At 72.8% G+C, this 22,512-nt stretch carries 21 protein-coding genes; 10 read left to right on the top strand and 11 right to left on the bottom strand.

The annotated features are described in order from the left end of the window. Window positions 1-6 precede the first annotated feature (6 nt). The 5 genes from BMW78_RS09890 to BMW78_RS09870 form a co-directional block, all read right to left on the bottom strand. The gene (locus tag BMW78_RS09890; protein ID WP_091758797.1) at window positions 7-777 is read right to left on the bottom strand and encodes an IclR family transcriptional regulator; all 771 of its coding nucleotides are present in this window, start codon (window positions 775-777) and stop codon (window positions 7-9) included. Between the two features lie 82 nt (window positions 778-859). Continuing rightward, window positions 860-1,552 carry a helix-turn-helix transcriptional regulator gene (locus BMW78_RS09885; RefSeq protein ID WP_091758795.1) on the bottom strand — a complete coding sequence of 231 codons (693 nt, stop codon included), beginning with the start codon at window positions 1,550-1,552 and terminating at the stop codon, window positions 860-862. A gap of 48 nt (window positions 1,553-1,600) precedes the next feature. Continuing rightward, entirely contained in the window at window positions 1,601-2,347 is a 747-nt protein-coding gene (locus BMW78_RS09880; RefSeq protein ID WP_177180341.1) for a DsbA family oxidoreductase, read from the bottom strand. A gap of 114 nt (window positions 2,348-2,461) precedes the next feature. Continuing rightward, complete coding sequence (locus BMW78_RS09875; protein WP_091758791.1) at window positions 2,462-3,133, bottom strand: response regulator; 672 nt, start codon at window positions 3,131-3,133, stop codon at window positions 2,462-2,464. Then, a complete protein-coding gene (locus BMW78_RS09870) occupies window positions 3,130-4,752 on the bottom strand; it encodes a sensor histidine kinase (RefSeq protein ID WP_091759164.1) in 1,623 nt (540 codons plus the stop codon). Before BMW78_RS09870 ends, BMW78_RS09875 begins: the two co-directional genes overlap by 4 nt. 107 nt (window positions 4,753-4,859) lie before the next feature. On the opposite strand from BMW78_RS09870, the gene BMW78_RS09865 reads away from it, so the two are divergent. Genes BMW78_RS09865 through BMW78_RS09850 form a run of 4 tightly spaced genes read left to right on the top strand, consistent with a single transcriptional unit; the run spans window position 4,860 to window position 8,309 of the window. Beyond that, window positions 4,860-5,873 (top strand): Bug family tripartite tricarboxylate transporter substrate binding protein, encoded by a 1,014-nt coding sequence (locus BMW78_RS09865; RefSeq protein ID WP_091758789.1) that lies wholly within the window; start codon window positions 4,860-4,862, stop codon window positions 5,871-5,873. After that, a complete protein-coding gene (locus BMW78_RS09860) occupies window positions 5,870-6,388 on the top strand; it encodes a tripartite tricarboxylate transporter TctB family protein (RefSeq protein WP_091758787.1) in 519 nt (172 codons plus the stop codon). Before BMW78_RS09865 ends, BMW78_RS09860 begins: the two co-directional genes overlap by 4 nt. Continuing rightward, window positions 6,388-7,920, top strand: a complete 1,533-nt coding sequence (locus BMW78_RS09855; protein WP_091758785.1) for a tripartite tricarboxylate transporter permease — start codon at window positions 6,388-6,390, stop codon at window positions 7,918-7,920. Before BMW78_RS09860 ends, BMW78_RS09855 begins: the two co-directional genes overlap by 1 nt. Continuing rightward, window positions 7,917-8,309, top strand: coding sequence for a universal stress protein (locus tag BMW78_RS09850; protein WP_091758783.1), 393 nt, complete (start codon window positions 7,917-7,919; stop codon window positions 8,307-8,309). The genes BMW78_RS09855 and BMW78_RS09850 overlap by 4 nt, the downstream gene beginning before the upstream one ends. Here BMW78_RS09850 and BMW78_RS09845 read toward each other — a convergent pair. Both BMW78_RS09845 and BMW78_RS09840 read right to left on the bottom strand, forming a co-directional pair. Further along, complete coding sequence (locus tag BMW78_RS09845) at window positions 8,296-10,947, bottom strand: MMPL family transporter (protein ID WP_091758781.1); 2,652 nt, start codon at window positions 10,945-10,947, stop codon at window positions 8,296-8,298. The genes BMW78_RS09850 and BMW78_RS09845 overlap by 14 nt on opposite strands. Window positions 10,948-10,950: 3 nt before the next feature. After that, the gene (locus BMW78_RS09840) at window positions 10,951-11,598 is read right to left on the bottom strand and encodes a TetR/AcrR family transcriptional regulator (protein WP_091758779.1); all 648 of its coding nucleotides are present in this window, start codon (window positions 11,596-11,598) and stop codon (window positions 10,951-10,953) included. A gap of 186 nt (window positions 11,599-11,784) precedes the next feature. On the opposite strand from BMW78_RS09840, the gene hutH reads away from it, so the two are divergent. The 3 genes from hutH to BMW78_RS09825 all read left to right on the top strand — a co-directional run bounded on the left by hutH (window position 11,785) and on the right by BMW78_RS09825 (window position 15,598). Next, on the top strand, window positions 11,785-13,353 hold the full coding sequence (gene hutH / locus BMW78_RS09835; RefSeq protein WP_091758777.1) for a histidine ammonia-lyase: 1,569 nt from the start codon (window positions 11,785-11,787) through the stop codon (window positions 13,351-13,353). Between the two features lie 51 nt (window positions 13,354-13,404). Next, window positions 13,405-15,060: a urocanate hydratase gene (hutU, locus tag BMW78_RS09830; protein WP_091758774.1), complete on the top strand. Its 1,656-nt coding sequence runs from the start codon at window positions 13,405-13,407 to the stop codon at window positions 15,058-15,060. A gap of 76 nt (window positions 15,061-15,136) precedes the next feature. Continuing rightward, window positions 15,137-15,598 carry a pyrimidine dimer DNA glycosylase/endonuclease V gene (locus BMW78_RS09825; RefSeq protein ID WP_091758772.1) on the top strand — a complete coding sequence of 154 codons (462 nt, stop codon included), beginning with the start codon at window positions 15,137-15,139 and terminating at the stop codon, window positions 15,596-15,598. A 42-nt stretch (window positions 15,599-15,640) separates the two neighbouring features. Here BMW78_RS09825 and BMW78_RS09820 read toward each other — a convergent pair whose 3' ends face one another. The 3 genes from BMW78_RS09820 to BMW78_RS09810 form a co-directional block, all read right to left on the bottom strand. Continuing rightward, window positions 15,641-16,150 carry a putative immunity protein gene (locus BMW78_RS09820; RefSeq protein ID WP_091758770.1) on the bottom strand — a complete coding sequence of 170 codons (510 nt, stop codon included), beginning with the start codon at window positions 16,148-16,150 and terminating at the stop codon, window positions 15,641-15,643. Between the two features lie 69 nt (window positions 16,151-16,219). Further along, entirely contained in the window at window positions 16,220-16,717 is a 498-nt protein-coding gene (locus BMW78_RS09815; protein WP_245735770.1) for an aminoacyl-tRNA deacylase, read from the bottom strand. Between the two features lie 65 nt (window positions 16,718-16,782). After that, window positions 16,783-18,096 carry an HNH endonuclease signature motif containing protein gene (locus BMW78_RS09810; RefSeq protein ID WP_177180340.1) on the bottom strand — a complete coding sequence of 438 codons (1,314 nt, stop codon included), beginning with the start codon at window positions 18,094-18,096 and terminating at the stop codon, window positions 16,783-16,785. A gap of 242 nt (window positions 18,097-18,338) precedes the next feature. Between BMW78_RS09810 and BMW78_RS09805 the strand changes: the two genes are divergently transcribed. From BMW78_RS09805 to hutI, 3 genes are read left to right on the top strand one after another with little or no spacing between them, the layout of a single operon-like run. Then, on the top strand, window positions 18,339-19,667 hold the full coding sequence (locus tag BMW78_RS09805; RefSeq protein WP_281247074.1) for an allantoate amidohydrolase: 1,329 nt from the start codon (window positions 18,339-18,341) through the stop codon (window positions 19,665-19,667). Beyond that, a complete protein-coding gene (locus BMW78_RS09800) occupies window positions 19,664-20,989 on the top strand; it encodes a formimidoylglutamate deiminase (RefSeq protein WP_091758765.1) in 1,326 nt (441 codons plus the stop codon). Before BMW78_RS09805 ends, BMW78_RS09800 begins: the two co-directional genes overlap by 4 nt. Before the next feature lie 7 nt (window positions 20,990-20,996). Then, window positions 20,997-22,217 carry an imidazolonepropionase gene (hutI, locus tag BMW78_RS09795; RefSeq protein ID WP_091759160.1) on the top strand — a complete coding sequence of 407 codons (1,221 nt, stop codon included), beginning with the start codon at window positions 20,997-20,999 and terminating at the stop codon, window positions 22,215-22,217. A gap of 10 nt (window positions 22,218-22,227) precedes the next feature. Here hutI and BMW78_RS09790 read toward each other — a convergent pair whose 3' ends face one another. After that, a complete protein-coding gene (locus BMW78_RS09790; RefSeq protein ID WP_091758763.1) occupies window positions 22,228-22,506 on the bottom strand; it encodes a DUF4235 domain-containing protein in 279 nt (92 codons plus the stop codon). Window positions 22,507-22,512: the final 6 nt, after the last annotated feature.

The raw sequence follows: 22,512 nt of genomic DNA, 5'->3' as shown, positions 1-22,512 counted from the left end.
CTCCGTTCAGCCGGAGCTGCGGCGCGCGCCGAGCCGGGCCGACAGGCTGGTGGCCGCGCGGTTGACGGCGGCCACGAGGCGCGCCTGCTCGGCGGCGTCGATCTGGTCGGACGGGTAGGTGACGGCGACACCGGCCACCGGGTGGCCGGTGTGGTCGAGCACGGCCTGGGCCACCGAGGACAGGCCCTCGCTCACTGAGCCGTCCTCCACGGCATACCCGCGGTTGCGCACCTCGGTGAGCTCGCGGCGCAGCTGCGAGACCGAGGTGGGTCCGCGGCCGTCGCGCTGGACGAGGCTGTCGCGGTGGGGGAAGAGCGCGCGCACCTGCGCGGCGGGCAGCGCCGCCAGCATGGCCAGCCCGCTCGCGGTCAGGGGAGCGGGCAGCCGCACGCCGACGTCGGTGACGAGCAGCGGCCGTCCGGGCGCGCGCTCCTCGACGACGTAGAGCACGTCGCGGCCGTGCAGCACGGCGAGGTGGGCGTTGTGGGTCGTCTCGTCGACGAGGCGTCCGAGCAGTGGTCGGGCGAGGCGCTGCAGGGGCGCCTGGCGCTGGTAGGCCGAGCCGAGCTCGTAGGCCGCGACGCCGAGGCCGTAGCGGCGCTCCTCGGGCAGGTGGGTCACGAAGCCGTGGTCCCGGAGGACGGCGAGCAGGTGGTAGGTGCTCGAGCGGGGGATGCCGAGCTCGCGCGCGATGGAGCCGGCGGGCAGCGGCTCGGTGTGCCGGGCGAGGAGGGCGAGGACCTCGAGGGCCTGGGCCGCAGCGGGTGCATTCGCCACGGGGCGAGTCTGGCACGGCCCACGAGGCTGAGGGTGGCACGCGGCGGCGCGCCACCGGCGCGTTACCACCTCGAGCTGTGGGTCAGGTTCCTCGGGTTGTGGTGCGGCGGGCGAGGGTCGCGACGCACCGGCCGGGGGCGGCGAACGGCGTGAGCTGGTCGACCACCAGGGGTGCGTCGAGCTCGGCGAGCACGCCGTCCATGAGGCCGTGGTGGACGGCGCAGACGACGGCACCGTGCTCCTCGACGAGCTCGAGGAAGGGGCACGGCGTGATCTCGATGCGAGCACCGCCCCGGGTGGCGCTCGCTGAGGAGTCGAAGCCGAGGCGTGCCAGGGACCGGACGACGGTGTCGAGGGCTGCCGCGCTGCCGGTGGACCGCGTCACGGCCAGCGTGCGGCCCTTGGCTGCGCCGGCCCGCCTCGCCCGCTCCTGGGGGGTGCGGCCGCGCCGGGTGACGGCATCGGCGAGCGTGGAGGCGAGCTCGCGGTAGCTCGCCTCCGCCCCGAGCGGCCCGGTGGCCGACGCGGCATACCCCACCGCGGGTCGGCCAGGGGAGGACCGCTCCTGCGCGCTGCGGTCGGCCAGCCCGAGCCGCACCAGCGCCTCGAGGTGGAACCTCGCGCTGTTGGGGTGGATGCCGAGCAGGTCGGCGACAGCCGGGGCGTCGAGGGGGGTCGACGAGCGCCGCACGACGGCCAGGACCTCGGCCCGGCGCGGGCCGAGCCCGGCGACGACGTCGTTCGTGGAGGCGTGACCTCGAGGGCTGTCCTTCATCGCTCCGTCATCTCAGCCGTCATCTCAGCCGTCGTCTCAGCCGTCACCTCACCAGACCGGTCCGGTGGCGGGGTAGAGGACCTGCACGCGGCCGTAGCCGTCGAGGGGCGGGCGGGGTCCCGGCTCCGGCCGGACCAGGTCGGCGGACGGGTCGACACCGCTGGTCGCCAGGGCCTGACCGAGGTGCTCCACCGCGTCGACGCCGTAGAGGTGCTCGCCGTCCGGGAGCACGAGCACCGGCACGACCTCCTTCTCCATGGCCGTCCACTCCTCGCGCCACCGGCGCACCAGTCGCCAGGCGGTCGTGGTCATGGGGCCGCCGGTGACGTCGACCGCGTGTCCCCACCGGCGCAGCGGGTCGCTCGGCGAGGTGCCCGCCATGACGGCGTCGGTCAGGAGGGTTCGCACCGCCGCGGGGCTGGACAGGTCGGTGCCGCGGGTCCAGAACGCCTCGAACAGCCGGGTCGCGGCGAGGTCGGCGACGTCGGCGCCGAACGCCTCGGCGTAGCCGGAGACCGCTGCCCGCGTGATCGGTACGGCGGGCGGGAGAGCCAGGGGCAGCGTCTCGCCGGGCAGCAGCTGCGCGGCGACGCGGCCGAGCTCCTCGTCCAGGCAGGCGAGTGACTCGCTCGCGGAGCTCCTCGGCCGGGCGCGCCACGGGTCGTGCTCGACAGCCCTGAACTCGACGTCGCCCGCGGTGGGGTACAGCCGGGCCAGTCGGTGGTAGGCCAGGTAGGACCAGGGGCAGGAGAAGTCGCCGTACAGGATGGTGAGCGGCGTGTGGATGCTGGTCATGGGTTCACCTCCGGGTGGGGACACCATTCATATTCACAACAAGTTTGTGAAAAAGAAAGGGACCTCCGGCCCCTCCCGGAGCCGGGCGCTCAGGAGTCCTTGCGGCAGCGACCCTCAGGAGCCCCAGCGGTAGCGGCGCTCGGGCCGGCCGGTGGTGCCGTAGCGCAGGCGCACCTCGGCCTGCCCCGTGGTGGTGAAGTGCTCGAGGTACCGGCGGGCGCTGACCCGTGAGAGCCCGGCCTGCTCGGCGCACTCGCTCGCCGACAGGGTGCCCTCGCTGTCGCGCAGGACCCGCTCGACCACCTGGGCGGTCTCGACGCTCATGCCCTTGGGGAGTGGCTGGGTCGCTGTGGAGGTGCGTCGCCCCAGCAGCCGGTCGATGTCGTGCTGGCCCTCGAGCTCGGCCGCCTTCAGCAGGTCACGACGCGCGGCATACCGCTCCAGCCGGTCGCGCAGGTCGTCGAACCCGAAGGGCTTGAGCAGGTAGTCGACGACGCCCTGGTGCGACGCCCGGCGCACCGCGTCGACCTCCTTGGCGGCACTGATGACCATGACGTCGCAGTCCTCGCCGTCGGCGCGCAGCTGGGCCAGCACGTCGAGGCCGAAGAGGTCGGGCAGGTAGAGGTCGAGCAGCACCAGGTCGGGCCCCAGCTCGGCGACGGCGGCCAGCGCGTCGCGACCGGTGTGGCGGGCACCGACCACCTCGAAGCCCGCGAGGCGCGCGACGAAGCCGGTGTGGATGCGCGCCACCATGAAGTCGTCGTCGACGACGAGCACCCGGATCACGACACGGGCTCCGTGACGGCTCCGGCGACGGCGGTGACGGTGAGCTGGGCCCGGAACATGGCGCCGTCCTCGGTGTTGGAGAGCGCGACCTCGCCGCCGCGCCGCTGGCAGACCAGTCGCGTGAGCGCGAGGCCGATGCCCCGCTCGCCCGACGCGGCGGCCTTGGTGGTGAACCCGTGGGTGAAGACCTCCTGCGCCACCTCGGGTGCGACCCCCGGGCCTGAGTCGCGCACCACGACCTCGACGGTGGTGGCGTCCTGGTGCAGGGCCACCTCGACCCAGGCGTCGGGTGAGCCGGTGGCGGCGTCGATGGCGTTGTCGACGAGGTTGCCGACGACGGTCGCGACGTCGGCCGAGTCGGCCGGCTCGAGCCGCTCGAGGGAGGTGTCGCCGCTGACCCGCAGCTCGACCCGGCGCTCGGCCGCGAGGGAGGACTTGGCCATGAGCAGGGCCGCCACCGCGTTGTCGTGGACCCTCCGGTTCACGGTCAGGTCGAGCGACTCGCGGTGCCGGCTGACGGCGTCGACGTAGCTGACCACCTCGTCGTACTCGCCGATCTGGATCAGGCCCGAGATGGTGTGCAGCTGGTTGGCGAACTCGTGGGCCTGGGCGCGCAGCAGCTGGGTGGAGCTGCGGAACGAGCCGATCTCCCGCTCGAGCTGGGCCAGCTCGGTGCGGTCGCGCAGGGTGGTGACCGTGCCGAGACGGTGACCGTCCTTCTCGACGGCCATCCGGTTCATGACGAGCACCCGGCCGCGGCGGATGACCACCTCGTCGCGCGCGTCGCCCTCGCCGGACAGCACGTCGCGCAGGCGCCCCTGGATGCGCAGGTCGGCCAGGCTCACCCCGGCCGCGTGCTCGGGCAGGTCGAGCAGCCGTCGGGCGACGTCGTTGACCAGCGTGATGCGGTTCTGGGGGTCGAGCGCGATGACCCCCTCGGCGATGCCGTAGAGGAGGGCCTCGCGGTGCTCGGCCAGCCCGGCGATCTCGCGCGGCTCGAGCCCGAGCGTCTGGTGCTTGATGCGACGGGCGAGCAGCCACGAGCCCAGCAGCCCCAGCACCAGGGCGATGCCGACGTAGGTCAGGAGGTACGACGAGGCGCCCCGCAGCCGTTCCCACACCGACGGGAAGTCCACCGTGATCATCACGGTGCCCAGGTGCTTGCCGACCTCACCCGGCTGCACGCTGAGCACCGGCACCTGCGACACGAGCTCGCGGTCGCCGTTGACGTCCATGGTCCCGGACCAGCTGCTGCCCGTGTCGACACCCCGGTCGCCCAGGGGCAGCGGAGACCGCTCGATGATGGGGTCCGTGGAGACGCGCACCCGCTCGTCGGCGTCGGCGACCGTCACGGTCGTCACGCGGGACTGGACGACGAACTGCTGCGCCAGGGTGGCGAGGCCGGTGTGCTGCTCGGGGATCGCGAGGTTGTCGCGCACCAGCGGGTTGGCGGCGAGCTGCTCGGCCAGGGCCGAGGCGCGCCGGCCCTCGACGCGGTTGAAGGTCGCCTCGGACTGCGCCAGCGACAGCGCGCCGACGGCGACCAGCACGACGATCACGAGGGCGACCTGGAAGACCAGGAGCTGACCGGCGAGGGTCGAGCGGCGCAGCGCACGCATGACCACTATGAACTCAACCTTCACTGATGACACAAGCGGGACGAATCTCCCTGAGGGGCAGGACGATCATCCCGCTCTCCCACGAAAAAGCGAAAGAGGTCTCAACGATGCGAGCTCGCCCCTCCGCCCTGCTCGGCGTCCTGGCCGTCACCGGCGCCCTGGCCCTCAGCGCGTGCGGTGCCACCGCCGCCAAGGGCACGTCCGGCTCGGCGTCCGCCGACAACGGCAAGCCGGCCACCGGCCTGCAGCTGATGGTCCCCAACTCCCCCGGGGGTGGCTACGACACCACCGCCCGCGTCGCCGCGAAGGTGATGGAGACGGAGAAGATCACCGCCCCCATCCAGGTGTTCAACCTTCCCGGCGCCGGTGGCACCGTCGGCCTCCAGCGCACGGTGAACGAGAAGGAGAACGGCAAGCTCGCCATGCAGATGGGCCTCGGCGTCGTGGGCGCGGCCTACACGCAGAAGTCGAAGGCGACCCTGAACGACACCACCCCGATCGCCAAGCTGATCGAGGAGGCCGGCGCGATCGTCGTGCCGAAGGACTCGCCCTACAAGGACATCAACCAGCTCGTCGAGGCCTGGAAGAAGGACCCGAAGAAGCTGGCCGTCGGTGGCGGCTCCTCGCCCGGTGGCCCCGACCACCTGCTGCCGATGCAGCTGGCCAAGACCGTCGGCATCGACCCGAAGCAGGTCTCCTACGTCTCCTACGACGGTGGCGGTGAGCTCCTCCCGGCGCTGCTCGGCAACAAGATCGCCTTCGGCGCCAGCGGCTTCGGCGAGTTCCTCGACCAGGTCGAGGCCGGCGACGTGCGCGTCCTGGCGGTGACCAGCGAGCAGCCGATCCCGGCGCTCAAGGACGTGCCGACCCTGAAGAGCAGCGGCATCGACCTGGTGTTCACCAACTGGCGCGGCATCGTCGCCCCTCCCGGCATCTCCGAGGCCGACAAGAAGACCTGGATCGACGCCCTGACGAAGATGCACGACTCCAAGGCGTGGAAGGACGAGGAGGAGAAGCGCGGCTGGACCGACGCCTTCGCCACCGGTGACGAGTTCGGCCAGTTCCTCAAGGAGCAGGACACCCAGGTCGCCGACATCCTCAAGCAGCTGGGCCTGGCGTGAGCCAGCAGCACCCCGAGAACACGGGACACGGCACCAAGGATCGTGCGCAGTACGGCCTGTGCGCAGGACTGGTACTGCTCGGTGCGTACGTGCTCTTCGACGCCAGCCGAATCGGCGCGGTGTCGAGCAGCAACGACCCCGTGGGCCCCAAGCCCATGCCGATCCTCCTCGGGGTGCTGCTGCTCGTGGTCGCGGTCCTCTACGCGATGGACGTCGCTCGCGGCGGCTCCGGTGAGGCGGAGGAGGGCGAGGACGTCGACCTGTCGACCAGCGTCGACTGGCGCACCATCGGCCTGCTGATCGCGTCCTTTGCCCTCAACGCCGTGCTCATCGAGCCGCTCGGCTGGGTGATCAGCGGGGCCCTGCTCTTCTGGGGCTCGGCGTTCGCCCTCGGCAACCGCCACCACGTCCGCGGCCTCGCGGCCGGAGTCGCGCTGTCCCTCATCACCTTCTACGTCTTCGCCATCGGCCTCGGCGTCAACCTGCCCGCGGGCATCCTCCAGGGAATCCTCTGATGGACAACATCACCAGCCTCATCGGGGGCTTCGGCGACGTCCTGTCGCCGATGAACCTCCTCATCGCGCTGCTGGGCGTGACCGTCGGCACGGCCGTCGGGGTCCTGCCCGGCATCGGGCCGGCCATGACCGTGGCCCTGCTCCTGCCGATCGCCCAGGACCTCGAGCCCGTGCAGGGCCTGATCCTGTTCGCCGGCATCTTCTACGGCGGCATGTACGGCGGCTCGACGACGTCGATCCTGCTCAACACCCCCGGCGAGTCGTCGTCGGTGGTCACGGCCATCGAGGGCAACAAGATGGCCAAGGCCGGGCGGGCCGCCCAGGCGCTCGCGACGTCGGCCATCGGGTCGTTCATCGCCGGCACCATCGGCACGCTGGGGATCGTCTTCCTCATGCCCCAGGTCGCGAAGTTCGCGATCAGCCTCGGTGCCCCGGAGTACCTCGCGATCATCCTGCTCACCTTCACCGGCGTCACCGCCGTGCTCGGTGCCTCGAGGATCCGCGGCCTCGCGTCGCTGCTGGTCGGCCTCACGATCGGCCTCGTCGGCATCGACTTCGTCACGGGCCAGCAGCGGCTCACCGGAGGGCTGCCCCAGCTCGCGGACGGCATCGACGTCGTCGTCGTGGCGGTCGGCATCTTCGCCGTCGGCGAGGCCCTGTGGGTCGCCGCCCACCTGCGCCGCAAGGCGGGCGAGGTCATCCCCGTCGGGCGTCCGTGGATGGGGCGCAGCGACTGGTCGCGGTCGTGGAAGCCGTGGCTGCGCGGGACCGTCCTCGGCTTCCCCTTCGGAGCCCTCCCCGCCGGTGGCGCCGAGATCCCGACGCTGCTCTCCTACACGGCGGAGAAGAAGCTCTCCAAGCACCCGGAGGAGTTCGGCCACGGCGCCATCGAGGGCGTCGCCGGCCCGGAGGCGGCGAACAACGCCTCGGCCGCCGGCACGCTCGTGCCCTTGCTCGCCATGGGCCTGCCGACCAACGCCACGGCGGCGATCATGCTGTTCGCCCTGCAGGGCTGGGGCATCGAGCCCGGGCCGCTCCTGCTCACCAAGGAGCCGGCACTGGTCTGGGCCCTCGTCGCGAGCCTGTTCGTCGGCAACACGATGCTGCTGCTGCTCAACCTGCCGCTGGCCCCCGCGTGGGCCAAGCTGCTGCAGATCCCGCGGCCCTACCTCTACGCCGGCATCCTCTTCTTCGCGTCCATGGGTGCGTATGCCGTGAACTCCCAGCCGTTCGACTTGTGGCTGCTGCTCGTGCTCGGCCTCCTCGGCTTCGCGATGCGACGGTTCGGGCTCCCGGTGCTGCCCCTCATCGTCGGCGTCATCCTCGGCCCGCTCGTCGAGCGCCAGGGACGACGTTCCCTGCAGCTGACCGGCGGTGACATCTCCGGCCTCGTCGGCGGGCCGGTGGCCTGGTTCTGCTACGTGCTCATCGTCCTCGCCCTCGCGTGGCCGCTGGTCGCCAAGCTGGTCAAGGCTCGTCGTGGTGGCAGCGACCTCCACGACGTCGAGACGAAGACGGAGGTGTCGGTGTGACCGTCCTGGTGGGCTACGTGCCCAACGCGTTCGGCGAGGCGGCCCTGTCCGCCGCGGTCGAGGAGGCCAAGCGGAGGCACGAACGGCTGCTCGTCGTGAACATGTCGCGCGACGACGTGCTCGTCGACGCCCACCGCGCCGGTCAGGACCAGCTGGCCCGGGTGGGCCGCGACCTCGGCGAGCTGGGCACCGCGTTCGAGGTGCGCCAGATCGAGGAGGGCAACGACGCCGCGGAGGCGCTGCTGGCCGTCGCCGAGGAGGAGAAGGCGTCCGTGCTCGTCATCGGCATCCGGCACCGCTCACCGGTGGGCAAGCTGCTGCTCGGGTCGGTGGCGCAGCGCATCCTGCTCGACGCCTCCTGCCCGGTGCTGGCCGTCAAGACCGGCTAGCACCGACCCCAGCGCTCTCGCGCTCGAAGTCGTGCCAGGTCTCCGCGCCGTCCCCGCCCACCAGGGCGGGGGCGGCGTCGGTGTTGCCGCCCACGGGGGTGGGGGCGGCGTCGACCTTCCCGGGCTCCGCGGCATACCCGCCGTCGCCTGCGATCCCACGCTCGGCGAGGCTGCGGCGCAGGCCGGCGCCCTCGACGTCGAGGTTCGGCAGGATGCGGTCGAGCCAGCGGGGGATCCACCACGCCCGGTCACCGAGCAGGTGCATCGCGGCCGGGGTCAGGGTCATCCGCACGAGGAAGGCGTCGACGGCCACGCCGACCGCCAGCCCGAGGCCGATGGGCCGGATCATCGTCAGGTGGGCGAAGACGAAGCCCGCGAAGACCGAGACCATGATGATCGCGGCAGCGGTGACCACCCGGTAGCCCTGGCGGAAGCCGGTGCGCACGGCCGTGCGGGCGTCCTCGCCGTGGGCGCGGGCCTCGTGCATGCCGGAGACCAGGAACATCTGGTAGTCCATCGCGAGCCCGAAGAGCACGCCGATGAGCAGCGTCGGCATGAAGGGCAGGATCGGTCCAGGCCGGCTGACGTCGAGCAGGTCGCCGAGCCAACCCCACTGGTAGACCGCGACGACGGCGCCGAAGCTCGCGGCGACGGACAGCAGGAAGCCTGCCGTGGCGACCAGCGGCACCACCACCGAGCGGAACACCGCCATGAGCAGCAGCAGGGAGAGGCCGACGACGATGGCGACGTAGAGCGGGAGCGCGGCCGAGAGGCGCTCGGCGATCTCGATGTTGGCCACGGTCTGCCCGGTGATGCCCAGGTGGGCGCCGGCGGGCAGGTCGTTCCGCAGCTCGCGCAGGTTGTGCACGAGCTCGACGGTCGCCTCGGTCGTGGGGCCCTCCTTCGGCACCACCTGGAAGGCGAGGGTGTCGCGGTCGGCGCTGACGCCGAACGGCACCACCTGGCGCACGCCGTCGAGGTCCTTGATGCGCTCGCCGACCTCGAGCTGGCGGGCGGAGACGTCGGCTGCGGCCACCGGCTGGTCGAGGGTCACCATCGCCACGATGGGGCCGTTGGCGCCGGGACCGAAGTTCTTCTCGATCGTGACGTAGGAGTGGAAGGCGCTGGAGTCCTTGGGCTCGCTGCTGCCGTCGGGCAGGCCCAGGCGCAGGGCGGCGGCGGGCACCGCCATGAGGGCGATCACGACGACGGTCAGCGCGATGGCGGCCACCGGGTGGTTGGTGACGTGGACGGCCCAGCGGCCCTGGCCACGACCGAACCGACGCTGCGGACGCTCGTGCGCGATCCGCGTCCGGCGGGGCAGGACCCGCTCGCCCATGAGGCTGAGCACGGCCGGGGTCACCGTGAGGGCGACCAGCACCGTCATGAGCACCGTGCCGGCGGCCACCAGGCCCATCTGGGCGAGGATCGGCAGCCCGGTGACCGTCAGCGCGGCCAGCGAGATGACGACCGTGACGCCGGCGACGACCACGGCGTTGCCCGCGGTGCCGGTGGCCATGCCGATGGAGTGCTGCAGGTTCATGCCGTGCAGCAGCTGCTGGCGGTGCCGGTTGACGATGAAGAGCGCGTAGTCGATGCCGACGGCGAGGCCGAGCATGAGCGCGAGTGCCGGCGTCATCGAGTTCATCTCGAAGAACGCGGTCGCCACCATGGCGGCGAGCAGGCCGGCGCCGACGCCGATGAGGCCGACGAGGAGCGGCAGGCCGGCCGCGACGAGGGTGCCGAGCATGACGACCAGCACGACACCGGCGAGCGCGAGGCCGATGACCTCGCCCGCGCCGACGACGCTGCGGGTCTGGAGGATGTCGGAGTTGTAGTCGACGCGCAGGCCGTCACTCGCGAGCTGCTCGCCGATGCGGGGCACCTCGGCGCGTACCTTCGGGTCGAGCTGGGGGATGGACTGGTCGAACTGGATCTGCAGCATCGTCGCGCTGCCGTCGGTGCTGACGAACCGCAGGCCGTCGCTCAGGGCCAGCGTGCGCTGCCCCACGGCGAGCCCGGCGCGCGCGTCGGCGATCTTGCGGTCACCCTCGCGCAGCCGGGCGGCGAGGTCGGCGTTCCCTTTGACGCGGTGGGGGATCTCGAAGCGCAGCTCGTTCGCCCTGGCGCTGTCGCCCTGGCCGGCGCGCTCGAGGCGGGCGAGCTCGGCCCGCGCCTTGTCGAGGTCGATGGCGCCCATGTTGAGGAAGTTGTGGCCGAACTCGAGGTTGGCCTCCTCGGTGGCAAGCTTCCGGTCGGCGCCGGCGACCTTCGCGGCGGCGTCGTCGAGGCGCTTCTGGTTCGCGAACGGGTCGGTCACCGACTGCACGTGGGGAGCCTTCTCCCACGCAGCGATCGTCGTCTCCACGGCGGCGCGCTGGTCGGCGGTGAAGGCCTTCCCGTCCCTGGTCTCCACGGTGATGGTGCCGATGCCGCCGGCAGCGGCCGGGATCTCACGACCCAGCTTCGCCAGCACGGTCTGGAACCCCGCGCCCGGGATGCTGATCTGCGCCGTGGGCGGGGTGGCGAAGGCCGCCATGAGGCCACCGAGGATGGCGAGCACGGCGAGCCAGGTGCCGATGGTGAGCCAGGCGCGGCGGGCGGCGAGCCGGCCGAGCCGGTAGAGGAACGTGGCCATGGGTCAGGACTCCTGAGGAGCGGGAACGGGAGCGAAGGCGGTGAACAGGTGCTGGTAGGCCTGGCGCAGCAGGGTCAGCTGCAGGGCGCGGGTGGTGTCGTCGAGGACACCCCCGGAGCGCTCGACCCAGACGGCGCAGGCGCGGTGGCCGGCGGCGACCAGCGCGTCGGCCACGACCTGGACCTGGAGCGGGTCGGCGGACGAGCCCAGCCGATCGGTCAGGGCCTCGGCGATCTGGAGGGCCTCGAGGTCGCGCGCCTCCTGCAGGTAGTGGCGTGCGGCGGCGGAGGTCTGGGCCTGCCCGAAGATCACCAGGGCCTGCTCGAGCACCTCGTCGCTGAAGGGCTCGTCGAGCACGGCGTCAAGGGACGCGTGCAGCGGCTCATCGAGGGGCCGGCCGTGGAAGCGCTCGATCAGGTCGGCGATGGTGCCGCGCACCGACTCCTGCAGGACGAGCTCGACCCGCGGGAAGTAGTTGAAGAAGGTGCGCCGGGAGACGCCGGCCCGGTCGGCGACGGCGTCGGCGGTGACCGCCTCGAAACCCTGCTCGCGCAGGATCTCGTAGGCCGCGCGGGCGAGCTGTTCGGTGGTCCGTGCCTTGTTGCGAGCGCGGAGCCCGTCGGGAGCGGGCCGGGTGGTCGGGGCGGTCATGGGAGACGACGGTAACCAAATCTGCACTGCCGTGCAAACTTGCACGTCAGTGAAGGTGGGTGGGGGCGGGTCGACCGACACCGTCCTCGCCGGGGAGGGGCGCGTCGCAGGGGCACATCTCGGATCCGAGACGGTATGCCGCCGCCGGCCTGCCGCGGGCGGCGCAACGAGCGCTGCAATGTCTCCATGAGCGTTCGCACCACCACCCGCCCGGTCACCGAGGTGACCGTGGGCACCGGCCCGGTCTCCTTCGACGACGTCGTCGCCGTCGCCCGGCACGACGCCACCGTCGTCATCGCCGACGAGGCGCTGGCCGAGGTCCGTCGCAGCCGCGCCGTCATCGAGTCCCTGGCTGACGATGCCCAGCCGCACTACGGCGTCTCCACCGGGTTCGGCGCGCTCGCCACCCGGCACATCCCGGTCGAGCTGCGCGCCCAGCTGCAGCGCTCGCTGGTGCGCTCGCACGCGGCGGGCTCGGGCGCCGAGGTGGAGCGCGAGGTCGTGCGCGCCCTCATGCTCCTGCGCATCTCGACCCTCGCGACCGGCCGCACCGGTGTCCGCGAGGAGACCCTGCAGGCCTACGTCGCCATGCTCAACGCCGGCATCACGCCGGTGGTGCACGAGTACGGCTCGCTGGGCTGCTCGGGCGACCTCGCCCCGCTCGCGCACTGCGCGCTGGCCCTGATGGGGGAGGGGGTCGTCCGCGACGCGCAGGGCGACAGGCTGCCCACCGCAGAGGCGTTCGCCGCCGCCGGCATCACGCCGGTCGAGCTGCGGGAGAAGGAGGGCCTGGCCCTCATCAACGGCACCGACGGCATGCTCGGCCAGCTCGTGCTCGCCATCACCGACCTGCGGCAGCTGCTCCAGGTCGCCGACATCACGGCCGCCATGAGCGTCGAGGCGCAGCTCGGCACCGACGACGTCTTCGCCGCCGACCTCCACGAGCTGCGGCCCCAGCCGGGTCAGGCGCTCTCGGCCGAGAACCTGCGAAAGCTCATGCAGGGCAGCGGGATCCGCGAGAGCCATCGCACCGAGGCCTGCACCCGTGTCCAGGACGCGTACTCGCTGCGGTGCTCCCCGCAGGTGGCCGGCGCGGTGCGTGACACCGTCGGGTATGCCGCGCAGGTCGCGGGCTTCGAGCTCGCCTCCGCGGTCGACAACCCCGTCGTGACCCGCGACGGCCGGGTGGAGTCCAACGGCAACTTCCACGGCGCCCCGGTGGCGTACGTGCTCGACTTCCTGGCCATCGTCGCGGCCGACCTCGCCTCGATCTCGGAGCGTCGCACCGACCGGTTCCTCGACGCGGCCCGGAACCACGGCCTCCACGCGTTCCTCGCCGACGACCCCGGCGTCGACTCGGGCCACATGATCGCGCAGTACACCCAGGCCGCCATCGTCTCCGAGCTGAAGCGGCTGGCCACCCCGGCGTCGGTCGACTCCATTCCGAGCTCGGCGATGCAGGAGGACCACGTCTCCATGGGGTGGTCGGCGGCCCGCAAGCTGCGCCGCTCCATCGACGGCCTCACCCGCGTGCTGGCCATCGAGCTGCTCACCGCGGCCCGCGCCATCGAGCTGCGGGCTCCCGAGCAGCCGAGCCCCGCCACGGGGGCGGTCGTGCGGGCCCTGCGCGAGGCCGGGGCCCCCGGCCCCGGCACCGACCGGTTCCTCGCCCCCGAGATCGAGACGGCGGTGCAGCTCGTCGTCGGCGGCCGGGCCGTCGCCGCAGCCGAAGCCGTCACCGGCCCCCTCAACTGAGCCACCCGGCATACCCCTGTCTTTGAACCACCAGCCTTGAAGGAGATCGACATGGAAGGCGCCCGTCCGGTCCGCGCCCCGCGTGGAACGAAGCTGACCGCATCGCACTGGGGGGCCGAGGCGCCCCTGCGGATGCTCATGAACAACCTCGACCCCGAGGTCGCCGAGCGGCCCGACGACCTCGTCGTCTACGGCGGCACCGGTCGTGCCGCGCGTGACTGGAAGTCGTTCGACGCCATGGTGCGCACGCTGACCACCCTCAAGCCCGACGAGACGATGCTCGTGCAGTCGGGCCGCCCGGTCGGCGTGATGCAGACGCACGAGTGGGCGCCGCGCGTGCTCATCGCCAACTCCAACCTGGTCGGCGACTGGGCGACCTGGCCGGAGTTCCGGCGGCTCGAGCACCTGGGCCTGACGATGTACGGACAGATGACCGCCGGGTCGTGGATCTACATCGGGACCCAGGGCATCGTGCAGGGCACCTACGAGACCTTCGCGGCCGTCGCTGAGAAGCGGTTCGGTGGCACGCTGGCCGGCACGCTGACCCTCACCGGTGGCTGTGGCGGCATGGGCGGCGCCCAGCCACTGGCAGTCACGCTCAACGGCGGCGTCTGCCTCATCGTCGACGTCGACCCCGCGCGCCTGCACCGCCGGGTGGAGCACCGTTACCTCGACGAGGTCGCCGCCTCCCTCGACGAGGCGGTCGAGAAGGCGCTGAAGGCCAAGGAGGAGAAGCGGGCCTGGTCGATCGGCGTCGTCGGCAACGCGGCGACGGTCTTCCCCGAGCTGCTGCGTCGCGGGGTGGCCATCGACATCGTCACCGACCAGACCTCGGCCCACGACCCGCTGTCCTACCTCCCCGAGGGCGTCGCCCTCGAGGACTGGCACGACTACGCCGAGGCCAAGCCCGAGGAGTTCACCGACCGGGCGCGCGCCTCGATGGCCAAGCACGTCCAGGCGATGGTGGAGTTTAAGGACGCCGGCGCCGAGGTCTTCGACTACGGCAACTCGATCCGCGACGAGGCCCGCCTCGGTGGCTACGACCGGGCGTTCGAGTTCCCGGGCTTCGTGCCCGCCTACATCCGCCCGCTGTTCTGCGAGGGCAAGGGCCCGTTCCGCTGGGCGGCCCTGTCGGGCGACCCCAAGGACATCGCCGCGACCGACCGCGCCGTGCTCGACCTGTTCCCCGACAACGACCGGCTGCACAAGTGGATCCGTGGGGCACAGGAGCGGATCGCGTTCCAGGGCCTGCCGGCCCGGATCTGCTGGCTCGGCTACGGCGAGCGCGACAAGGCCGGCCTGGCGTTCAACGAGCTGGTGCGCTCCGGCGAGGTCAGCGCCCCGATCGTCATCGGCCGTGACCACCTCGACGCCGGATCGGTGGCCAGCCCCTACCGCGAGACCGAGTCCATGCTCGACGGCTCCGACGCCATCGCCGACTGGCCGTTGCTCAACGCGCTCGTCAACACCTCGTCAGGCGCCTCGTGGGTGTCGATCCACCACGGCGGCGGCGTCGGCATCGGTCGCTCGCTGCACGCCGGGCAGGTGTCGCTGGCCGACGGCACCGACCTCGCCGCCCAGAAGCTCGAGCGGGTGCTCACCAACGACCCGGGCATGGGCGTCATCCGCCACGTGGACGCCGGCTACGACATCGCCGAGCGGGTCGCGGCCGAGCGGGGCGTGCGGGTGCCCATGCGCGAGGCCTGACCTCCCCACGGTGACGTATGCCGCGGCGAGAGGCCGCGGCACACGTCACCGCTGCGTTGGGGCAGGATCGGAGCCCATGAGGCTGTGGTCGCTGCAACCGAGGTACCTCGACCGCCAGGGGCTCACGGCGACCTGGCGCGAGGCACTGCTGGCCCAGGCGGTGCTGGCCGGGCGCACCAAGGGCTACACGAGGCACCCGCAGCTTCGTCGCCTCCAAGCCACTCCCGACCCGGTGGCGACGGTCGGGGCCTACCTCGAGCTGGTGGCTGACGAGGCTTCGGCGCGGGGCTACCGCTACGACCGCTCGCGCATCATCACCCGGCCCGCGGACCCGGCCGGGTGGGTGGGTCGCCTCGAGGTGGGCACCGGACAGCTCGAGCACGAGTGGGGGCACCTCGTCGCCAAGCTGGCACTGCGCAGCCCGGACTGGCTCGCCTCCTTGAAGGGCGCGGATGCAGCCCCTGAGACGGACGTCCCCGAGCCGCACCCGCTCTTCCGCGTCGTGGAGGGGCCGGTCGCGGACTGGGAGGTCGTCTGAGCGGTCGTCGTCCCCATCGCCGCTTGCCCTTGGGTGTCCCAGTCAGTCCTCGAAGACGGACCAGCAGATCGCGTTGCGCCGGGCCTGGTCCTCAAGGACCAGAGCCCGGACCTCCTCGGGAAGCCGGTCGCGCTGCCAGTCACGCTCACGGCGTCCGGCGCTGGGGTCGCCCGGGTGTGCTGCCTGTGCCGCCTTGATCGCGTAGGCGGCGGCGCCGAGATCGTGTTCAGGCACGTGGCCGACACAAGCGGCCTGGCCGGCGGCGTATGCCGCGTAGCGGGCGGCTCCCCGCAGAGGGCGGGCCGCGCCCATCGCGTGCCCGCCGCGTGCACGAGCGTCCATCATCGTCAGCTCGCCACGGGCCCACACGCGCGCCGCCTCGACCGCGTCACGTGGGCGTGTGTCCGATGGCCGGACGTCCTCGAAGAAGTGCAGCACGTGCTCCGCGCACTCCGCCGCCCACAGGGCCAGGAGCCGATGGTCCGGGTCGCTGAGCGTCCCGCCACGGCGGACCGTCACCAGGCGAGGGTCTCGGACCTCGGGGAGGATCACCCGCCCAGCGTGCCACCCCGGCAGCCGCAACCGGGCGACCGCTGCTCCCTGCCCACGCAGGGGGGCGAACTAAGGCTTGCCGGCCGCGTCGGTGACGTCGGCGACGGTCGCCTGCAGGGCGGCGATGGCGTCGTCGCCGTGCACCGTCGCCGCCACGCCGTGCGCCCCGGCACCGATGGAGATGGTGCGGCCGGCGACCGTGGCATCGGCGATGACCGGCCACGCGCGCAGCGAGCCGAAGGGCGTGATCGTGCCGCGCTCGTAGCCCGTGACGTCGCGGGCCGTGGCGGCGTCCGGCATGGACAGCCGGTTCACCCCGAGCTCTGCACGAAGCTTCGGCCACGAGATCTCGCGGTCGCCCGGCACCAGCACGAACAGGTAGTCGTCGTCGGCACGGCGGACGACGAGGGTCTTGATGATGTCGCGTGGCTCGACCCCTCGCGCGGCCGCGGCCTCCTCGAGGGAGCCGACCCGGCCGTGGCGGGTGATCGTGTGCTCGATGCCGTGTGCCGCCAGCGCCTGCGCCGCCCTGGTCTCGCCGTCCGTGGTCATGGGGTCACTGGCCATGGGGTCACTCTAAGGACCTGCACATGGCTGTGGCCCCGCCGGTGTCGGCGGGGTGTGGGGCGGGGTCACGCTGGCTCCTGTGCGGCGCGTCGGGCGAGCAGGTCGTCGTAGGAACCTCGGGTGAGGTCCCATTCGAACCGTTCGCCGAAGGGCCCCTGCACGACCCGACCGGCGAGGCGCCGGTTGTGGACGATGGTGGGGTGCCGCTCGCAGAGCAGGGCGCCGTTGGACAGGTCGGAGGGTCCGAGGTCTGCCCAGTGCACCAGGTGGTGGGCGTCGGTCCACTGTGGCGGTGCCCCGCAGCCGGGGTACGTGCACCCACCGTCGCGCAGCCACATCCGTTTGGTCTGGGCGTCGGTGAAGAAGCGTTTCTCGATACCCCAGTCCGTGACGTCGCCGTCGGCGCCGAGGACGATGGGGATGACGGACCCGTCGCAGCACAGCCGCCGCACCGTCTCCGGGGCGAGGTGGGTGCCGGCGTCCAGGCCCCCGAGGGTGGTGGCCGCGCCGAGCCGGTCACGCAAGTCCTCGTAGCTCATGGTCAGCAGCAGGGTGGTCTTGTTGGTCTTGCCGACCTCGTCCCCGGCCGCCACCGCCCGACGGACCAGGGTGACGAGCGCATCGCCGCGGCGCCGGTCGCTGCTGCGCAGGTCCCGTTCCCCGTCGACCGGCTTCGGTGCGGACAGCGGTCCCAGGGCGGCCTCGAGGGCCGCCTTGCCCTCGACGTCGAGGGTGAGCCGGTACTCGAAGGTGTTCGCCCCGGTGTCCTGGGGCTGGGAGAGCCGGATGAAGGACTTGCCCATGCTCTGCTGGTCCTGCAGCACGTCCTGGCGCCCGTACTTGGCGATCAGGCCGTCGCGCAGCAGCCGGCACCCGGACGGGCCGTGCTGCTCGGCCATCCCGATCAGCCCCTCGAGCACGTGCGGCTCGGCACCGTCTGCCAGGAGGGGTCGGAGCTTGTCGGCCTCGGACACCACCACCGCGGCTGACTTCACCGGCAGCCGCCCGGACTCGACGGCTTCCTTGACCGGGGCGTTGACGCGTTTCCCGAACGCGGTGGCGACCGACACGATGGCCGCCGCGCCACCAGCGATGGTCGACGGGGCGTGGTGGCGGACCCACTGGGCGGTGGTCATCGCCGCCGACCCGCCGTCGGACTCGCCGCGGTTCATCGCCTCCCGCAGCACCGCCACCCGGCCGGCCTCGCCGGCCATCACCAGGGCGTCGACCTCGCTCATCAGCCCGGACAGGCCGTCCGAGCCACCACCGGACGGGGTCTGCCACAGGATCGAGGAGAGGGCGGCCAGCGAGGAGCGGGCAGCCGCGAGACGCTCGCGGTGCTCCGCCAGGCTCAGTTCCTGTGCCGGGTTCCCCTCCATGACCACCACCGTAGGGGTGGCCACCGACAGCCCAACCTGGGCTCGAACAGGGGAAACACGTTGCGCCAGAACGGTTTTCGACGGCATACACGCCCGTGAAACACAACCCTGACGATCCGGGCTGGGGACAGTGGGGTCCCAAACGGGCGGGTGTGGACAAAGCGACCACCACGGCGGCAGATCTCGCATGTGAGACGGTTGTCTGCTCCGGGCCGCCCAGCGACACTGACGACGTTGCTGGAATGGCGGCAGACCTGCTGCACCACCGGCACCGGCCCAAGACGAAGGAGTCCCCGACCGTGAGCTTCGAGTCGATGTGGGCTGCCCTCGAACCCGTGGGGCGTGACCCCCGCACCGGTGGCTACCGACGCTTCGCGTGGACGGCGGAGGACGACACGCTGCGGGAGTGGTTCGCGGGGGAGTGCGCCGCCCGTGGGCTCGACCTGACCGAGGACCGGATGGGCAACCAGTGGGCCTGGTGGGGCGACCCCGACCGAGCCGCCGCGGAGGGGCGTCCGGGTGTCGTCGCCGGCTCCCACCTCGACAGCGTGCCCGACGGCGGCGCGTTCGACGGCCCCCTCGGCGTCGTCAGCGCCCTCGCGGCGCTCGACGTGCTGCGGGCCAGGGCCGAGCACGAGGGCTGGCAGCCCACCCGCCCCATCGGCGTCGTCAACTTCGTCGACGAGGAGGGCGCCCGCTTCGGCGTCGCCTGCGCGGGGTCGCGGGTCATCACCGGCGTCCTCGGCCCCGACCGGGCCCGGTCGCTCACCGACGCCGACGGCACCACCATGGTCGAGGCCCTCACCCGGGCAGGCCGAGACCCGCAGATGATCGGTCGCGACGACGAGGCGCTGCGTCGCATCGGCAGCTTCGTCGAGCTGCACGTCGAGCAGGGCCGGGCCCTCGCCGACCCCGACCACCCCGCGCACGGACACGCGGTCGCGGTCGGCTCGGGCATCTGGCCGCACGGGCGCTGGCGCCTCGACTTCCCCGGCGAGGCGAACCACGCCGGCACAACGCGTCTCGAGGACCGCCACGACGCCATGCTCGGCTACGCCACTGCGGTCCTGTCGGCCCGCAGGGCGGCGGAGCGGCAGGGCTGCCTCGCCACCATCGGCAAGGTCGCCGTCCAGCCGGGCGGGGTCAACGCCGTGCCCAGCGCCGTCACGGGCTGGCTCGACGCCCGCGGCGCCGACGAGGCCGCGGTCCGCGCGGCGGTCGCCGACGTCGCGGGGGAGGCCGAGCGGTCCGGCGCCACCCTCACCGAGGAGTCGTGGACCCCGCCCACCACCTTCGACGCCGACCTGGCCACCCGCCTCCAGCGCGTCCTCGCGTCGCGCACCGCAGCCGCGGGCGGGACCCAGCCCCACGGCATACCGCTGCTCGGCACGGGCGCCGGCCACGACGCCGGCATCCTCGCCAACGCCGGCGTGCCCACGGCCATGCTCTTCGTCCGCAACCCGACAGGTGTTTCGCACTCGCCACAGGAGTGGGCGGAGGCTGATGATTGTCGAGCCGGGGTGACCGCCCTGGCCGGGGTGCTCGAAGACCTGGCAGGGGAGCGCGCATGACGACGTTCTGGGCCGAGAACGCCTGGCTCCCCACCGGTGTCGCAGGCGGCGTGCGGTTCTCCGTGGAGAATGGCCGCTTCGCGGGAGTGCAGGCGCGGGTCAAGGCGGCCGACGGTGACGTGCGGCTCCCCGGCGTCACGCTGCCCGGCCTCGCGAACACGCACAGCCACGCCTTCCACCGCGCCCTTCGCGGCCGCACGCACAATGACGGCGGCAACTTCTGGACGTGGCGCGAGCAGATGTATGCCGTGACCAGGCGCCTCACCCCCGACACGTACCTCGCGCTGGCGCGCGCCGTCTTCTGCGAGATGGCCCTGGCCGGCATCACCGTGGTCGGTGAGTTCCACTACGTGCACCACGACGAGGCGGGCAACCCCTACGGCGACCCCAACGCCATGGGCCGGGCGCTGGTCCGGGCGGCCCGCGACGCCGGGGTGCGCATCACCCTGCTCGACACCTGCTACCTCTCCGGTGGGCTCAGCGGCGACGGGCACCTGCCGCTCGACGACGTGCAGCGCCGGTTCACCGACGGCGACGTCGACGGCTGGGCCGCCCGGGTCGCCGCCCTCGAGGACGACGACAACACGCGCATCGGCGCCGCCGTGCACTCGGTGCGCGCCGTGCCGCGCGAGCAGCTGGCCCCCTTCGCGGCAGCGGCCGCCGGTCGGCGGGTGCACGTCCACCTCAGCGAGCAGCCGGCGGAGAACCTCGCGGCGCAGATGTTCTACGGCCGCACGCCCACGGAGCTGTTGGACGAGGCGGGCCTGCTGGGCCCGGCCACCACGGCGATCCACGCGACCCACCTCTCCGACGGCGACCTCAAGCTGCTGGGCGGGTCGCGCACCACGGCCTGCTTCTGCCCCACCACCGAGCGCGACCTCGCCGACGGCATCGGGCCGGCCCGCGCGCTCTTCGACACCGGCAGCCCCATCGCCCTCGGTTCCGACCAGCACGCGGTGATCGACCCCTTCGAGGAGGTGCGCGGCCTGGAGATGCACGAGCGCCTGGCCACCGGCGAGCGGGGCCGGTTCAGCCCCAACGAGCTGGTCGAGGCGGCGACACACGCCGGCTACGCCAGCCTCGGCTGGCCCGACGGCGGACGCATCGCCGACGGTGCGCTGGCCGACTTCGTCGTGGTGCGCACCGACACCGTCAACACCGCCGGCACCCGCGCGGGACAGGTCATCTACTGCGCCGACCAGTCCGACGTCGACCACGTCTTCGTCGGGGGCGAGCCGGTCGTGGTGAGCGGCCACCACCGCATCGGCCAGGTCTCCCGCCTGCTCGTGGAGTCGCTCGACCTCGTCCGTGGCCGGGCGTGAGGCGGCGATGACCAGCCCGCACTCGACCGCCGCCCCGTCCACCTGCACCGTCATCACCGGCATCGGCGAGCTCGTCACCTGCGACGGCACCGGCCCCGAAGGGCTCGGCCTGCGCCGCGACGCCGCCGTGGTGGTCGAGGGCGACCACATCGCCTGGGTGGGCAGCGCCGCCGACGCGCCACCCGCCGACCGGCAGGTCGACCTCGGAGGCAGCGCGGTGCTGCCCGGGTTCGTCGACTCCCACTCCCACCTGGTCTTCGCCGGCGACCGGTCGGCGGAGTTCGCCGCCCGGATGGCCGGCACGCCCTATGACGGCGGCGGCATCGGCGTCTCGGTCGCCGCCACCCGCGCGGCCACCGACGACGAGCTGCGCACCCTGCTGCGCCGGCGCGTCGACGAGATGCGCGCCCAGGGCACCACCACCGTCGAGGTCAAGAGCGGCTACGGCCTCACCGTCGACGACGAGGCCCGGGCCCTCCGACTCGCCGCAGAGGTGACCCACGAGACCACCTTCCTCGGCGCGCACGTGGTGCCGCCCGAGTACTCCGGCGGGCCGGGGGCACGCGGCGACCGCGCCGCATACCTCGACCTCGTCACCGGGCCCATGCTGGAGGCGGCGGCTCCGCACGCGAGGTGGGTCGACGTCTTCTGCGAGCCGCACTCGGCGCACGCCTTCACCGGGGACGAGGCGCGCGCCGTGCTGCTCGCCGGACGTGCCGCCGGCCTGGGGCTGAGGGTCCACGCCAACCAGCTCGGCCACGGTCCCGGGGTGCAGCTCGCCGTCGAGCTCGGGGCGGCGAGCGTCGACCACTGCACCTACCTGTCACCCGCCGACGTCGACGCCCTGGTCGGCGCCGCCGGCACCACCGTCGCGACGCTGCTGCCGGGGGTCGAGTTCTCGACCCGCTCGCCCTACCCGGACGCGCGCGCCCTGCTCGACGCCGGCTGCTCCATCGCCCTCGCGACCGACTGCAACCCGGGCACCTGCTACTCGTCCTCGATGCCGTTCGTGATCGCGCTCGCCGTGCGCGAGATGGGGCTCACCCCGGGCGAGGCCGTGTATGCCGCGACGGCCGGCTCCGCGCTGTCGCTGCGGCGCAGCGACGTGGGCCGGGTCGTGGTGGGGGCGCGGGCCGACCTGGCGGTGCTCGACGCACCCTCGCACCTGCACCTGTCCTACCGGGCCGGCGTGCCGATCGCCCGGGCGCTGGACCTCTCGGAGGCCTAGGCGTCGGGGTCTAGGCGTCGCCCTCCTGCATCGGCGGCGGCAGGTGGCCGGCCGACTTCTCGTAGTACTCGGCGGCCTTGCGCGTCACGACGACACGGGCGGCACCGACGGCCAGGCCGGTCAGGGCCGCGAACGCCACGGCGTCCCGCCACGGCGTGCGCGGGTCGCGCGGGTCGATGACGGCATCGCGACCGGCCTTCTTCCAGACCGCCTCGACGACCTTGTTGGCGGCGATACCGGCGAGCAGTGCCGAGCCGGTACCGATGATGCGCCACACGAACGTACCCACGGATGC

Origin of the sequence: Pedococcus cremeus, from assembly GCF_900111375.1 — a bacterium.
GTDB classification, from domain to species: Bacteria; Actinomycetota; Actinomycetes; order Actinomycetales; family Dermatophilaceae; genus Pedococcus_A; species Pedococcus_A cremeus.
The sequence above is the reverse complement of the archived record's forward strand: the minus strand, read 5'-3'. Positions and strand labels throughout refer to the sequence as shown.